Genomic DNA, 14,556 nt, shown 5'->3' on the forward strand with positions numbered 1-14,556 from the left:
AGGCTTTTAATTTTCCATTATTTGCCTCCATAAATTAGCATGGTATAGAATGATTCGTTGCAGAGGTACTTGGTTAGGTGCGTTCGGAGGGAGATCTCATGAATATTGGAATATCCAAAAAATACGTTTCCCTTTCAGATAATACCCGGCTCCTAATCTATACCCATCAGGCCGTGCTAATAAAAAATGGCAACGTGAGGGTCGTTAATGATGACGCCACGAAGGTACTGAGGAAGTGTGATGGTACTCTAACGGTTGAGGACCTTTTGGAATCCATCTCTTCGGATCCGGGGGTACAGGAGAAGATACTGCAATTTCTAATAACTGCGGAGAAGTTCGGTGATGTGATCTTCTCCGATAGCCCCGTAAGTTCATCCGCCAGTATTGAAGAATATGAATATCTAACTCCTGTTCACGTGGTGTTTGAACTCACGGAAAACTGCAATCTCAACTGCGCCCATTGTTACAGGATATTGGATAAAAAGCCGGTTTACATCGAATTTGAAGCCTTCAAAAAGACCATAGATTTTTTAGTCTCCAGAGGGCTGGTGGGTATTGAAATAACGGGGGGAGAACCAACCCTTCATCCAGACTTCTTAGATATTGTGGAATACGCCGCTAAGAGGGTCTCCATGGTGGGTATCCTCACAAACGGTGTTTATCTCCCGCCGGGAACCATCGAACGCCTTAGCAAATACCGGGAAAAACTGTTCTTCAGTATCAGTTTGGATAGCCACGATCCAGAGTATCACGATAGGTTTAGGGGGATTCCAGGAGCGTGGAAAAAGACAGTTTCCAATATTAAACAATTAACATCCGCAGGATACAAAGTTAGGGTTGCTATGACCGTCACTCCCGATAACATAGACCACCTTGAAAGGACTGCAGAACTCGCCGTCAAACTTGGAGTCAAAGTATTCTCTTACAACCCGATACTGCCTTTCGGAAAAGCAGGGGATGTCGTATGGTCTCCAGAGGATCTATGGAAGCTCAGCGCCGCAGATAAGAGGGTCAGGAAGAAGTTTAAGTCAATTATTCCAGTAATCCAACTGGAGGAATTCGATAGTGAGGGCTCCACGAAGAACTGTGGTGCCGGATGGAGAAGTTGCACTATCGGACCCGATTTAGGAATCAGAATGTGCGTTATAAGCGATTCAAAACGGGATGCTTTTGGGAGGATAGATCCCAGTGATGTTGAGTCAACGTTCAAAGAGGTCTCTGACAATATGATGTTCTTCTATAACGCATCATCCCCCGGGCCAAACGTGTGCGGGGATTGTAGGTTCTTGAATTTCTGCTCTCCCTGTATGCTGAGGGCGAGATACGTCCTTGAGAACGGTATGATCCACCCATCGGAATGTAAATGGGCCCAAGAGGTTGGGGTGGAGAACCTGAAAAGATACCTAGGGGTGAACCTCGATGGATAACGTCTACTTCTTTGCCTTTTTGCTGGGGTTGTACGGGTACATCGAGTTTGTGCTACTCCTGATAACCGCGAAGAGGAGTTTCCTCGGGGGAACCGACTTCTTCTGGCCCCGGATTCGGCGATACGTGGACGCTCCCGTTGGTGCGCTCTCTCTGCTCCTCTCATTGAGGACAGGTGGTGGGTTTAAGCTTATCCTCGCCCTGTACGGTGTTTCCCTCCTGCTGGTGTCCGCCAGGGATGTCCTGAGGTTATCGAACCGACCCGTGACGGTTAGAAAGGCCTTTAACTACGTGGCGAACTCTTACATAGTGCTGGCGATCTTCCTGATGGGGCCCTGGTTGGGGAGTGTCCTCCCCGTGGAGCCCACCATCGTACTCGTGATCGCCTATTTCATTACCTACCGCCTTATATGGAGGGTACCCTGATGAACGTGATAGAGGTAAAGGACCTGAGGAAGAGACTGGGGGGAAGGGAGATCCTGAGGGGAGTCTCATTCAACGTGGGGCGAGAGGAGATTTACGGCTTCCTCGGTCCCAACGGAGCCGGAAAGACCACCACCATAAGGACCACCCTTGGGCTCCTCAGGAAAGACGGGGGTAGCGTTAGGATATTCGGAGAGGAACCCGGGAGGGGTATTTTCAAACGCCTCGGGGTCGTGTTCGAGTACGAGGTCCTGAACCCCGACTGGACGGTTTTGGAGAACCTCAGGTTCGTGGCTTACGTCAGGGATAGAGATATGGACGAAGTGGAGGCCGCACTTGACACGGTTGAGTTTTCAAAGGAACACTGGGGCAAGAGGTTCAAGGAGCTCTCGAAGGGCATGAAGAGGAAGGTTTCCCTTGCGTCTGCCATTCTCCACGATCCAGAGCTTTTAATACTCGATGAGCCGATGAGCGGGCTTGACCCCACGGCTCAGGTCGAGGTGAGAAGACTTCTCCTGAAATTGAGGGACGAGGGTAAGACGATATTCTTCTCTTCCCACAACCTGCCAGAAGTTCAAAAAATAGCCGACAGGGCGGCGATCATTGTGAACGGTACAACCAGGGCCCAGTTCTCACTTGAGGATGTGGAAGACCTCGAAAAAACGTACCTAACGATGGTGGGTGGTTCTCCATGAGAACGAGAAAGTTACTGCTACTCCACTTCACCACCACCCTCCGTGAGTCGGTCATCGTTTTTGCTCTGCTGGGTTTCTTAGTGTTCTATGGGGCGTTCTCCAGCGGTGGGGACGTGCTAACCCGCCTCGACTCCAAGGGGCTGTTCCAGGTTTATTTCCTCCTCCTCATGATGCTGGTGGGGTACACGGTAACGTTCTCCCTGTACTTTGCCCCGTTTTTGAAGAAGAAAACCTCCGGGTTCTACCACCTCTACCTCATCCTGCCCGAGGATCCCTCCAAGCTTCTGATGGTCGAGATACTGCCGACCCTGCTGATCTCGCTCCTCCTCACGTGGGGGATCGGGCTGGTGTTTTACATTAAAGCCCCCATATCCCACGCATCCTGGCTCGTCCTGCCCATGATCGGCGGCGGACTGTTTACGCTGGGATTCGGGGTTCTATCGCTGGCCCTCATGCTTCAGATATCCAACGTGCGGACCCTCAGCGTGGTGCTCTTCCTGCTGATCTTCGTGCTCGTGCGGGTACCGCAGTACATGGTTAAGGGCATGGTCAGGGGAAACTTCTCTCCGGACCTCGCGACGGCGCTCCTTACCGGGATCTCGGCCCTCTTTGCGTTGGCGGGTTTTCTGGCCATCAGACGGATCAGCCCGGAGAGGGTCATACTGTCCTCGTAAGTTTTTTAGGTCCTTTCCCCACCATTTTTTAGGTGGTACAATGCTGGTCAGGGCGTTCGTTCCGGCTCACGTAACCGCTTTCTTCGTGCCACTGTTCAACGATGACCCGTTAAAGGCGGGCTCCCTCGGGGCGGGCCTGAACCTCGAGAAGGGGACCACGGTCTTCGTGAGTACGGAGGAGGATGGACTCGAGAGGCACATCCACGTAGCCTTCAACGGAGAGCCCGTAAAGCGGGAGAGGGCATCGATAAGCTACTCCGTTGCTGAGGAACTCGTTCCGGCGGATTTCCGCGGGGAGGTTGAGATATGGCAGTACTTCGATTTTCCGAACGGTTACGGCTTCGGCAACAGCGCGGGGGGAGCGCTGGGGACGGCGCTGGCCCTGGGTTACACCTTCGGGGGGACGTGGCTCGAGGCGGCAAGGATGGCCCACAAGTACGAGGTTCTCCACAGGGGAGGCCTCGGCGATGTTGTAGGTCAGCTCGCGGGCGGGATCGAGGTCAGGGTCAGGGCAGGGGGCCCGGGGGTAGGGGTCGTCGACAACCTCTTCTTCGGGGACTACCGCGTCCTCGTGGTTCCCCTCGGGAGGCTCTCGACGAAGGAGGTTCTCGATGGGGACGTCGTTGAAGCGATAGAAACAGAGGGGAAGCTCGCCCTCGAAAAGCTCCTCATGGAACCGCGCCCGGAGAGGATGATGGTTCTGGCGAGGGAGTTCGCCGAGAGGACGGGACTTCTATCGGGGGAGCTCCTCGAGCTGGCGGGGGAACTCGACGGGGCCCTCAAACTGCCGAGCTCGATGATAATGCTCGGAAGGGGTCTCTTCGCCCTTCTCCACGAGAAAGAGGTGGATGGGGCCAGAGCGTTGCTGTCCGACCTCGGCCTGCCCTACGACGTAACCGGGATCTACGACGAGAAGCCGAAGGTGGGCCGCTGGATAGGTTAGCCTTTTATCCACTTATTCCAAATAAAATACAACGGTGAGGAAAATGAGGTACTCGGAACTGGCCGACCTTTATCAACGGCTGGAAAAAACCACCCTGAAAACGTTGAAGACGCGCTTCGTGGCCGATTTCCTAAAGGGAACGCCGGATGATCTCCTCGAAATCGTCCCCTACCTCATCCTCGGGAAGGTCTTCCCGGACTGGGACGAGCGGGAACTCGGAGTCGGTGAAAAGCTTCTCATAAAGGCCGTCTCGCTGGCGACGGGCGTTTCAGAGGGGGAGATAGAGGATTCGGTGAGGGACACCGGGGACCTCGGCGAGAGCGTGGCGCTGGCTTTGAAGAGGAAGAAACAGAGGAGCTTCTTCTCACAGCCCCTGACGATCAGGCGGGTCTACGATACCTTCGTTAAGATAGCCGAGGCGGCCGGGCAGGGGAGCCAGGACAGGAAGCTGAAGTACCTCGCGAACCTCTTCATGGACGCCAAACCCGAGGAGGGGAAGTACCTCGCGAGGACGGTCCTCGGGACCATGAGAACCGGGGTCGCCGAGGGGCTGATGAGGGACGCGATAGCAGAGGCCTTCGGTGTTAAAGCCGAGCTCGTCGAGAGGGCCTACATGCTAACGAGCGACTTCGGTTACGTCGCGAGGGTAGCGAAACTCGAGGGCGACGGTGGCCTTGCAAAGGTCAGGATACAAGTGGGCAAGCCCATAAGGCCGATGCTGGCCCAGAACGCGGCGGGAGTGAAGGACGCCCTCGAGGAGATGGGCGGAAGGGCCGCCTTCGAGATAAAGTACGACGGGGCGCGCGTTCAGGTTCACAAGGACGGCGAGGTGGTCATCATCTATTCGAGAAGGCTGGAGAACGTGACGAGGTCGATCCCCGAGATGGTTGAAGCCATAAAAGAGAGCTTGAAGGCGGAGAAAGCTATAGTCGAGGGCGAGCTCGTCGCCGTTGGCGAGGGCGGGAGACCGAGGCCCTTCCAGTACGTCCTGCGGAGGTTCAGGCGGAAGTACAACATCGAGGAGATGGTGGAGAGGATCCCCCTCGAGCTGAACCTCTTCGACATCATGTACGTGGATGGGGAGGAGCTAATAGAGACGCCCTTCTCCGAGCGGAGGAAGAGGCTGGAAGAGGCGGTCTCTCAGAGCGAGAGGGTAAAGCTGGCTGAACAGCTGGTAACTGACAACGCGGATGAGGCGGAGGAGTTCTACCATAGGGCCCTCGAGCTCGGCCACGAGGGGCTGATGGCCAAGAGGCTCGACTCGATCTACGAGCCCGGTAACCGCGGCAAGAAGTGGCTCAAGATAAAGCCGACGATGGAGGACTTAGACCTCGTCATCGTAGGGGCGGAGTGGGGGGAGGGCAGGCGCGCGCATCTCCTCGGTTCGTTCCTCGTTGCGGCCTTCGACCCCCACAGCGGCGAGTTCGTCCCCGTTGGCAAGGTGGGGAGCGGCTTTACGGACGAGGACCTGGCCGAGTTCACGAAGATGCTCAGGCCCCTGATAGTCCGCGAAGAGGGTAAGAACGTTGAGATAGAGCCGAAAATCGTTATTCAGGTAACCTACCAGGAGATACAGAGGAGCCCGAAGTACAGGAGCGGCTTCGCGCTGAGGTTCCCGCGCTACGTCGCCCTCAGGGAGGACAAGAGCCCCGAGGAAGCGGACACCATCGAGAGGATATCTCAACTCTACGAGCTCCAGGAGAGGTTCAAGGCCAGGAAGTGACGTTTTTTGTGTTCAATTCCCGTCCTTCGTGGAGGGAGCGTCAAGCCTCCCCTGGATTTCTTCAATATCTTCCGGCTCGTCGTGCCCTCCACTTCCCCAGGGGACCTGCCCGACCAGCCCGGCGGCCTTCTTTGCCACGGGCGGGGCGACCAGCAGGAAAACCCCTGAAAGGCCCACCAGAACCGCCACGACCGTTCCGGAATAACCATCGACCATCGCCAGCGGTGGGAGGTCGTAGAGGGCGTGGGCGGTCATCGAGAATAGAACCCCTGCGAAACGCCCCCTTCCGGTCCCGCCGAGCAGGAAACCCGCGCTTACGGAGGCCCAAACCGTGTGCAATCCCACGAGGATCAACCTCACGGCGACGAGGTAGAGTGGCTGGTCGAGGGCGAAGATTCCGGCGGTGTAGAGGAACCCCTCGGCAACCCCCAGGAAGGCCCCGGCCCCAACCGCGAGCTTCCACCTCTCCCATTCCGGTGAGCGTCTAAAGAACCTCAGGGGCAGGAGCTTTACTGATTCCTCGATTACACCCGCGGCGAAAGCTAACGCCACCCATCCCCCAAGGTAGAGGAAGGGAGCCTCGAGGAGAGACGCCACGAGGAGTCCGAGTAGGCCGAGGCCAAAAGAGCTGGCCTTCCAGGGACTTTCCGGAAGGGAGCGCCACCGCTGAAGGGTGTACTTAAGGCCAAGGAGGACGGAGAGGCCCCCGAGGAGGATCAATATTCCGAAGTAGTACCCGATAACTTTCTCGGGTGTCATGGTGGTCCTTAACCGTGAAAACTTATTAAACTTGGCATCACCTTTTTAAATTCAGATGTGAGTTTAACCGTTGGATCTGGAGAAAATTTACACCAAGGTGTCTAAGATGGGGGACGCGAAGGAGAGGCTCATGGAGATGTTCTTCTCGGAGGGGGCGATACTCTTCGGCCGCTTCGTGCTCACCTCCGGAAGGGAGAGCGACTACTACATCAACGTCAAGAGGCTCAGCACGAACCCGGAGGCTCTCAGGCTCATCGCGGAACTGATGGCAGAGGAAGCAGAGAGGGCGGGGATAAGCTTCGACCGCGTCGCCGGTCCCGAGCTCGGGGCGGTTCCAATAGCCACGGCACTGGCCCTCAAAACCGGAAAGCCGCTCCTCGTGGTCAGGAAGAAGCCCAAGGGGCATGGCACGGGGAGCCAGATAGAGGGGGAGGTGAATCCCGGCGATAGAGTACTCCTCGTCGAGGACGTGACGACAACCGGGGGAAGCGTCCTGAGGGCGGCGGAGGTTCTGGAGAACGCGGGGGCCGAGGTGGTGGCGATAAGCGTCGTCGTGGACAGGGAGGAGGGCGCGGAGGACAAAATAGTGGAAAAGTACCGGTTCATCCCCCTCGTAAGGGTCTCGGAGCTCTTCGCCCGCAGGGATTCGTGGGAGGCACGGGGTTAATCCGGAAGGCCCGAAGATACCACTTTTCATTCCGATTTTCTTTTTCAAAAACCGCTCAAATGAGGAATGAAAAAGAGCGGGATGGGATCAGACGAAATCCCCTATGGTCTTTGCCCTTACCATGATCGACGCCTTCTCCTGGCCGTAGAACACCTCGACCAGACCGTCGGATTCAAGCTGTTTGACGGTTTTTAGAACCGCGGGCATAGGGGTTTCGAGCTCGGCGCTCAGGGACTGGAGCGCCACGGCCCGTTTCTTGGTGGCGAGAACCTTATAAACAACGTCCTTGCGCCTGCCGAACATAGGGGGCACCGTTATTGTTTATGACGACAACCTAAATAAACCTTCCGTGGGGCAAGTTGACACACATTCAAGGTCATGTTTATAAAGAGGCCGGGCGAGGGGAAGGCATGCGCGGAACGGTTGAGAGGCTCGATGACGAGGGGTTCGGGGTTGTAAAGCTCGGAAGGAAGGAGATTCACGTCCCCTTCACAGCCCCGGGTGACGGGGTGGAGGTGCGGAAGTGGAGACGAAAGAAGAGAACGCTCGTTGCAACAGACTTTGAGGTAACGGAGCCCTCTCCGGTGAGAACCGAACCGCGGTGTCCGTACTTCGGGACCTGCGGCGGCTGTCTCCTCCAGCACCTCCCCTACGATGAGCAGGTCAGGTTCAAATCCGACAGGTTATCCAGGATTCTGGGCTTTAACGTCGACGTCATCCCCTCACCTGTGATATACGGTCATAGAAATCGAATTGATGTTGTCGTTTCGACAAAGGGGATAGGCTTCAGGCGGCGCGGCACCTGGTGGGACGCGGTGGATATAGATTACTGCCCAGTCTTCGGTGAGTCCAGTAAAAAGGTCCTCCGCTCACTCAGGGAGTTCATCGAGGATTTCAAGCCGAGCCTCTACGACATACGGCGGAACGAGGGCTTCCTGAGGTACGTCGTCATCCGCGAGGGTAAGTTCACGGGCGAGCTCATGGTCAACCTCGTCACCTCCGAGGGAAACCTCCCCGAGGAGTTCCCGTACTATTTCGACTACGCCACCTCTGTCTACTGGAGCGTTAACAGAACCCCGAGCGACGTTTCCTACGGCGACGTGGAGAGGTTCTGGGGCTCGGAGTTCATAAGGGAGAGGCTCGGCGACGTCACCTACCTCGTCCACCCCAACAGCTTCTTCCAGACGAACAGCTACGCCGCGGTGACGCTGGTTGAAGAGGTGAGTGAACTCGTCGACGGCGAAAGGGTTCTCGACCTCTACTCGGGCGTTGGGACCTTCGGCGTTCACCTGGCGAGGAGGGGTTTTAAGGTCGAGGGAGTCGAGGTCAACCCCTTCGCGGTCGAAATGGCAAATAAGAACGCCGAACTCAACAACGCCGAAGCGACCTTCAGGGTCGGGCGGGATAGGGACGTCGAGAACCTCTCGGAGTACGACACCGTAATAGTCGATCCACCGAGGGCTGGATTGCATCCCAAACTGATAAGGAAAATCTTAAAAGACAGGCCGCAAAGCATCGTCTACGTCTCCTGCAATCCGAGAACCCTTGCGGACAATCTCCGCGAGCTCTCGGAGACCTACCGTCTGGAAGCCGCGGTGGGGCTCGACATGTTCCCGCACACGCCCCACGTGGAGACGGTTGTCAAACTTAAACTCGGGGTTTAACTTTGGAACCAGCAGGTTCAAAAACTTAATATACCTGGTCTGCACAATATCAATCAAGGTGATGAAAAATGCTTGATGAGAGGGACAGGATCATAATCGACATGCTCACGAAGGACGCCCGCACCCCATTCACGGAGATAGCCAAGGTTCTGGGCATCAGCGAGACGGCCGTCAGGAAGCGCGTGAAGGCCCTCGAGGAAGAGGGTGTCATAAAGCAGTACACGGTTGTCGTTGACTCATCAAAGCTCGGCTACAACCTGGTCAGCCTGACCGGGGTCGATACGCTCCCTGAAAAGATATTCGACGTTGCCAGCAAGCTCAAGGAGTTCGACTTCGTCAGGAGCGTCTACCTCACCAGCGGCGACCACATGATAATGGCCGAGATATGGGCCAAGGACGGGGAGGACCTCTCCGACATAATATCCAACAGGATAGGGAAGCTCGAGGGCGTCACGAGGGTCTGCCCCGCGATAATCCTCGAGAGGCTGAAGTGAGCCGGCCCGCGATACCTTCTTTTTTATCTACCAACAGGTCAACTACCTCCGCCGTACACGTTCTCGGCGTATTGCAGTATGCTGTCGGAGAGTTTACTTATCAGGGCGTAATCCCTCACGCCTTCCCTCACCAAGAGGGGTGAGACGGAACTATGCTCTTCCCGTCATGATTTTCATCAACGATTTAGTTAAGAAAGGATTGATCTGGTGCGGTGGCCGGGATTCGAACCCGGGTTACCGGCTTGGGAGGCCGGTGTCCTGGACCAGGCTAGACTACCACCGCTCCGTCCAGCCCGTAATATAGGGGGCCACCTGACTTTAAAAGTTTTATCCCTCCTTCCTCCCCACCATGAGCCTCACGATTCCATGGTAGTGGCTCTCCTCGTGCTCGACCTCGAAGTACTCCCCCACGAGCCTCTGCGTCTCCCTAAGGGTGTTGTCGTCCAGCAGGGCCCCAAGGAGAAGGTCGAGGGGCTTCAGGAAGAGCCAGTTCAAAAGCCGGGAGTCGCTCTTCGTGTGCTCGAGGAATATCGCCCTCCCGCCGGGCTTCAGGACGCGGTGGATTTCCCTCATAGCGACCTCCGGATTCGGAACGGTGCAGAAGACGAAGGACGAGATCACGGTATCGAAGCTCTCGCTCGGGAACTCCAGCCTCTCGGCGTCCATGACGTAGAATCGAGCGTTCAACCCGAGTTCCCTGGCCCTGTTCTCGGCTATCCTCACCATCTCGGGAACGGCGTCTATGGCGTGCAGTTCGACGTCTTTTGGATAGTACCTGAGGGTCTTACCGACGCCTACGCCTATCTCGAGGGTCTTTCCCCGGGCGAAGCTCACCGCCTTCCGCCTCAGCGGGCATAACGCCCCGTCCAAAGGTTTTTCGAGGACGTTGTAGCGCTCCCCGAGTCTCGCGTACTTCTCGCGGAAGCTCATGAGGAGGACTAAAGTTTTCCGCTTAAAACCCTTGCTGGACATCCCTGGTTACAAGCAACCTTTTAAAAGGCCGAACTCAAACACCGCCGGTGGGTGGAATGGCGTACCTCATCATCGAGCACCTCGAGGAGATAAGCGACTGGCTCTGGCTGGAGTACAGCCACGTCGCGGAGTGGTGGGACAAGCTGGTGTTCACCAACGTCCGCGACGACGAGCGCGAGAGACTGGCCAGACTGGGGAGCGTCATAAGCGAGAGCGTTACGCGTTTCCCCCTCGACCGCTCCAAGCTCATCGTCCTCGACCTTCAGGCCGGGGAGGAGCTCAAGCCTGAGGAGGTCGACGAGGATACGATGATAGTGATCGGCGGAATCCTCGGCGACGCCGTGCCGCGCGGCAGGACGAGGGAGTTCATAACCTCTCGCATGGAGGGCGTTAAGGTGAGGCACATAGGCAAACCGCAGTACTCCATCGATGGCGCCGCGATAGTGGCGAAGCTCATAGCCGACGGCAGGAGGCTCGATGAGATAGAGTACGAGGAGAACCCGACGATAAAGCTCGATGAGTTCAGTGAGATAACGCTCCACTACGCGGTTCCGAAGCTCGACGGAAAGCTCCTCCTGACACCCGGCTTGATAGAGCTCCAGAGGAGGGAGCTGGGCTACGATGATGAGGAGGACATCAGCGACGAGGAGCTCGAGGCGTTCTTCGAGGGGAAGGGGGAGATTTAGGCGCGGCCCCCCGATTAGGGCTTTTCCCCCTCTCGGATGATTCGTAACTGACCTTCAAGGTTCTCAACGTCACCAACTATCGGCGGAGGAGAGTGTGGCCCTGAGAAAATTCGAACGTTTTCCTGAAGCTCTCACCAGCAAACGCGACCCTCACCGTCGTGACCCCTCCGCCGGCATGCTCAAGAGGATCAGTCTCATCCAGGCGTTCCTCGGAAACCTGAGCTGGTGCTTCTGGACGAGCCGCTGGCGAACCTCGACCTCGAGGGAATCAAGGAGGTGTCGAGGATCATAGGCGAGCAGGCGGGGAAGGGAACCAACATGGTCGTGGTCTCCCACATCTGGCGCCCTCTGGTCGAGTTCGCCGACAGAATGGTGGTGATAGCCGCGGGGAGGGTGGTGCTGACCGGAACCCCCGAGGAGGTGGTCCCGCGGATCGAGGAGATTTAGTTCGTGCTCATCTTCTCTTCTATTTCCCGTCGCACCCTCTCCCTGTCCTTCCTGTCAACGACGAGGAAGACTTCCTGGACGCTCCCGTTGCTCTTCGCCACGAGCTTGAGGCCGGTTTTGGTTTCCCGCGTTACCTTTATCTCGAAGCCCCTCGAGTCGCTCGCGTATATCCTCCCCGGTATGACCTTCTTGACCCCTGGAACCGCCGCTATCTCCTCCAGAGGCTTTTCAAGTCCCTTGAGGAAGTGGTGCTCCCGCTTGACGCCTTTCTTGAAGTGTCTGGGCATGGTCGAAGAATGGAAAAGCGGGTTTTTAGGGGTTACGCCCTCTTCCTGACCTTAACGGCGACACCCTTCTTCGCCCTGACCATCTCCTCTCCAGCGAGGACCGCCTTTCCGACGCCGATGACCTCGCCGTCGCGAACCACCCCGACGATGTCGTCCGGCCGTATCCTTGGATCCGCATCCTCAACGCCGACGGCGAAGACGTCGCCGCGGAGCTCGAAGTCCACCTTCACCCAGTAGGCCCTTAACCTCTCGTATATCCTCCCCATCCCGAAGGGGGTGACGCTTATCACGCCGTCCCTGAAGGTTCCGGTCTGCTGGTTTCCAGCGAATAGGCGGAGCATCTTCGAGCCCCTAACCCTTCCATCGTCCGGCAGAACCGCCTCGCCCGCTCCGGCCCCGAAGTAGAAGTCGAAGACCTTCCTGATGCCCTCGAGGTAGCGGTACCTCTTGTCCTCCTTCGTTCCCTCGAGCTCGAACTCCCTCAGGGTCTCGGTGAGCGAGCTCAGGCTCTCTTTGCTCGTCGTCCCGTTATTCACGGCCGTGAAGGTTATCTCCCTGTCCGCGAGCTCGGCGGCGAGCCTCGCCACCTCGGCGTAGGCCTCGTCGAGGTGCGCTACTATTGGGACGTCCCTCGGGTACTTCTCAAGGGTCTTCGCCAGGAGCTCCGCCGCGGGCCTTACCTCCTCCTCGCTCCAGTGGCCCGTAACGACGATATCGTATCTGGCCAGCCACTCCCACTCCCTCGGGACGACGCCGAAGGGCGAGGTGAGGATGAGCTCGTGAACTCTATTTATCCCGGAGCCGAGGGCCTCCTTCACGGCCTTGCGGTAGAGAGTGTGGGAGCGCGAGAAGGAGTAGGGCTTCCTGGCGGAGCAGGGGAAGAGGAGTAGCAGTTCGGTGTTCTTCGGCGGGACGAACCTCTCCTCAACGCGGGCGTGCCAGCGCCTAACCTCAGGCCGCCTTATCGAGGCATCGCTGACGAAGTAGACCGTCTCCCGCTGGATGGGCGTGTACTTCTCGAGGTAATCGGGATGCTCGAGGTCGGCTATCCTGAGGACGCCGGCGTTGTACTGGGTTGGGAAGAAGTTCTCGACGAGGTAGCGGAGCTTTCCCTCCTCGAAGGCCTTCCTGACGAGGGTTACCGTCTCCCGGGCGAATTCAATGGAGTTCCCGCCCTCCCCCCAGACGAAGGGGCTGTAAGCGGTGAAGGCCTTCCCCTTAAAGTCGTAGAGCTTGAGGGAACGGGTATCGAAGGCATCGACGCCGAGGTAAACCGCCAGCGGATAGAAGAAGGGCTCCAAGTCGGTGATTATCATGACGTTGGGGAACCTCTCGCGCAGTTCCCTTAAAATCCTCACGAAGTAGCGGTACTCCCTCACCAGGATCCTGGAGTTGCCGAGGTAGACGGCCTCGAAACCGTGGCGCTCGATCGTCCCGAGGAACTCCCCCAGGTACTCCGTCCTGCGGAGCGCGGGGAGGTAGAAGGCGTTAAATCCACTGTAGTCCACCCCCCGGAGCCTCTCGAGGGCCTTCTCTATAACCTCACCGGGCGTGTAGAAGCCGAGGGGTATCGAGGGGGCGAGGTTGAAGTCGTAGTCACCTGGCTCGGAAGGATGGAAGAAGGAGTTGAACGGGGAGAGGGTGAAATCTACCCCTGCCAGAGCCGGGGTCCTGAATGAACGCTCCCCCAGCCTTACGAGGCCCAGCCTCCCGGGCCCTTCGTGCCTGATCACTTCCATGGCCAGGCCTCAGACGAGGTTGTACCTCTGGAGGAGGAGCAGTTCGTCCAGCGAAAGCTTCTCGCCGCGCTTGAACTTCTCGAGTGCCTCTACGGCCTTCTCGAAGCTGGCGTCCTTCTTGGAGCGCATCCTGGCGACGAGCCTGTAGGCTATGAGCTCCTTGTGCCTCTCGTCGTACTCCTGTATCTTCTTCTCGATCTCGCGGAGCTCCTTTCTAACTTCCCTGATCTTCTCGCGGAGCTCGACGACCTTGGCGTGGTACTCGTCCGCCTCCTTCTTGATCTCGTCGGCCTCGTTGAAGGCTTTTATCATCTGCTCGTGGAACTGCTGGCTCTGGTTTGCGAGCTTCTGTATCTCCATGCTTATGGCCCTCCGGGCCTTCTTTAGCTGGTCGACCTTCTTCCTCGTTTCGACGAGTTTGTTGTGGAACCTGTTGGCCTGCTGGATTATCTCGAGCTCGGTCGCCAGAACCTGGATCTGGTCGACTATCTGCTTCTCCCTCTCGGGGGTTACGTTCGGGTTGGTCTGGAGCTCCCACTCGAGCTTCTCGATCCGTTCCTGTATCTTCGCGGGCGGCATCTTGAGGCGTCTGAGCTGGTTGTACTCGTCCCTCTTGGTCCTGTACTCGAGTATCTCCTGGTAAAGGAGGTCGAGCTTGGCGTTTATCTCCTCGCGGTTCTTCTTGAGTTCCTGTATCTGCGCGTTTATCTCGTCCCTCTTGGCCTTGTACTCGTGCCCCTTCTGACGTAACTGTTTAACCTCGTTGTTCTTCTCATCCCTCTTCTGGATCCAGATTTGAAGCTCTTTATCAAGCTCCTCCAGTTTGGCCCTTATCTCTTTTCTCTCCTTTTCAAGGGCCTCTATCTCCCTCTTGATCCTCTTAATCTCCTCTGGGTCTACTTTCGTTTGCATCTCCCTTCCCCTTCCCTATTTTTAGAACAGCGTTATTCGCTCCGAA

Annotated in this window: 17 protein-coding genes and 1 tRNA gene; 11 read left to right on the forward strand and 7 right to left on the reverse strand. The window is 57.1% G+C overall.

What is annotated here, in order from left to right; all coding sequences use genetic code 11:
• Positions 1-98: 98 nt before the first annotated feature.
• From A3L02_RS06395 to A3L02_RS06420, 6 genes are read left to right on the forward strand one after another with little or no spacing between them, the layout of a single operon-like run.
• Positions 99-1,427, forward strand: a complete 1,329-nt coding sequence (locus A3L02_RS06395) for a radical SAM protein (RefSeq protein ID WP_088863145.1) — start codon at positions 99-101, stop codon at positions 1,425-1,427.
• Complete coding sequence (locus tag A3L02_RS06400; RefSeq protein ID WP_088863146.1) at positions 1,420-1,851, forward strand: hypothetical protein; 432 nt, start codon at positions 1,420-1,422, stop codon at positions 1,849-1,851. The genes A3L02_RS06395 and A3L02_RS06400 overlap by 8 nt, the downstream gene beginning before the upstream one ends.
• A complete protein-coding gene (locus A3L02_RS06405; RefSeq protein WP_157895742.1) occupies positions 1,851-2,543 on the forward strand; it encodes an ABC transporter ATP-binding protein in 693 nt (230 codons plus the stop codon). Before A3L02_RS06400 ends, A3L02_RS06405 begins: the two co-directional genes overlap by 1 nt.
• The gene (locus A3L02_RS06410; RefSeq protein ID WP_088863148.1) at positions 2,540-3,217 is read left to right on the forward strand and encodes a hypothetical protein; all 678 of its coding nucleotides are present in this window, start codon (positions 2,540-2,542) and stop codon (positions 3,215-3,217) included. The genes A3L02_RS06405 and A3L02_RS06410 overlap by 4 nt, the downstream gene beginning before the upstream one ends.
• A gap of 40 nt (positions 3,218-3,257) precedes the next feature.
• The gene (locus A3L02_RS06415; protein WP_088863149.1) at positions 3,258-4,160 is read left to right on the forward strand and encodes a pantoate kinase; all 903 of its coding nucleotides are present in this window, start codon (positions 3,258-3,260) and stop codon (positions 4,158-4,160) included.
• A 43-nt stretch (positions 4,161-4,203) separates the two neighbouring features.
• Complete coding sequence (locus A3L02_RS06420) at positions 4,204-5,883, forward strand: ATP-dependent DNA ligase (RefSeq protein ID WP_088863150.1); 1,680 nt, start codon at positions 4,204-4,206, stop codon at positions 5,881-5,883.
• Between the two features lie 12 nt (positions 5,884-5,895).
• Here A3L02_RS06420 and A3L02_RS06425 read toward each other — a convergent pair whose 3' ends face one another.
• Positions 5,896-6,642, reverse strand: coding sequence for a hypothetical protein (locus A3L02_RS06425; protein WP_204247183.1), 747 nt, complete (start codon positions 6,640-6,642; stop codon positions 5,896-5,898).
• 106 nt (positions 6,643-6,748) lie between these two features.
• On the opposite strand from A3L02_RS06425, the gene pyrE reads away from it, so the two are divergent.
• On the forward strand, positions 6,749-7,309 hold the full coding sequence (gene pyrE / locus A3L02_RS06430) for an orotate phosphoribosyltransferase (RefSeq protein ID WP_088863151.1): 561 nt from the start codon (positions 6,749-6,751) through the stop codon (positions 7,307-7,309).
• A gap of 87 nt (positions 7,310-7,396) precedes the next feature.
• Here pyrE and A3L02_RS06435 read toward each other — a convergent pair whose 3' ends face one another.
• On the reverse strand, positions 7,397-7,612 hold the full coding sequence (locus A3L02_RS06435) for a helix-turn-helix domain-containing protein (RefSeq protein WP_088863152.1): 216 nt from the start codon (positions 7,610-7,612) through the stop codon (positions 7,397-7,399).
• A gap of 107 nt (positions 7,613-7,719) precedes the next feature.
• Here A3L02_RS06435 and rlmD point away from each other — a divergent pair, with 107 nt between their 5' ends.
• Complete coding sequence (rlmD, locus tag A3L02_RS06440; protein WP_088863153.1) at positions 7,720-8,973, forward strand: 23S rRNA (uracil(1939)-C(5))-methyltransferase RlmD; 1,254 nt, start codon at positions 7,720-7,722, stop codon at positions 8,971-8,973.
• Between the two features lie 68 nt (positions 8,974-9,041).
• Complete coding sequence (gene lrpA, locus A3L02_RS06445; protein ID WP_088863154.1) at positions 9,042-9,467, forward strand: HTH-type transcriptional regulator LrpA; 426 nt, start codon at positions 9,042-9,044, stop codon at positions 9,465-9,467.
• A gap of 205 nt (positions 9,468-9,672) precedes the next feature.
• Here the strand turns inward: lrpA and A3L02_RS06450 are convergent.
• Both A3L02_RS06450 and A3L02_RS06455 read right to left on the reverse strand, forming a co-directional pair.
• A tRNA-Gly gene (locus A3L02_RS06450) sits at positions 9,673-9,750 on the reverse strand.
• A gap of 44 nt (positions 9,751-9,794) precedes the next feature.
• On the reverse strand, positions 9,795-10,397 hold the full coding sequence (locus A3L02_RS06455) for a class I SAM-dependent methyltransferase (RefSeq protein WP_088863847.1): 603 nt from the start codon (positions 10,395-10,397) through the stop codon (positions 9,795-9,797).
• A gap of 98 nt (positions 10,398-10,495) precedes the next feature.
• Between A3L02_RS06455 and A3L02_RS06460 the strand changes: the two genes are divergently transcribed.
• A complete protein-coding gene (locus tag A3L02_RS06460; protein WP_088863155.1) occupies positions 10,496-11,125 on the forward strand; it encodes a hypothetical protein in 630 nt (209 codons plus the stop codon).
• Positions 11,126-11,350: 225 nt separating this feature from the next.
• Entirely contained in the window at positions 11,351-11,572 is a 222-nt protein-coding gene (locus A3L02_RS06465) for an ATP-binding cassette domain-containing protein (protein WP_237268582.1), read from the forward strand.
• On the opposite strand, the gene A3L02_RS06470 is transcribed toward A3L02_RS06465, so the two are convergent.
• From A3L02_RS06470 to A3L02_RS06480, 3 genes are read right to left on the reverse strand one after another with little or no spacing between them, the layout of a single operon-like run.
• On the reverse strand, positions 11,569-11,859 hold the full coding sequence (locus tag A3L02_RS06470; RefSeq protein WP_088863156.1) for a DUF2103 domain-containing protein: 291 nt from the start codon (positions 11,857-11,859) through the stop codon (positions 11,569-11,571). The genes A3L02_RS06465 and A3L02_RS06470 overlap by 4 nt on opposite strands.
• A gap of 32 nt (positions 11,860-11,891) precedes the next feature.
• On the reverse strand, positions 11,892-13,598 hold the full coding sequence (gene arcS, locus A3L02_RS06475) for an archaeosine synthase subunit alpha (RefSeq protein WP_088863157.1): 1,707 nt from the start codon (positions 13,596-13,598) through the stop codon (positions 11,892-11,894).
• A 9-nt stretch (positions 13,599-13,607) separates the two neighbouring features.
• Positions 13,608-14,510 (reverse strand): coiled-coil protein, encoded by a 903-nt coding sequence (locus A3L02_RS06480; RefSeq protein WP_088863158.1) that lies wholly within the window; start codon positions 14,508-14,510, stop codon positions 13,608-13,610.
• Positions 14,511-14,556: the final 46 nt, after the last annotated feature.

The organism is Thermococcus celer Vu 13 = JCM 8558 (assembly GCF_002214365.1).
In the GTDB taxonomy this organism is placed as follows: domain Archaea; phylum Methanobacteriota_B; class Thermococci; order Thermococcales; family Thermococcaceae; genus Thermococcus; species Thermococcus celer.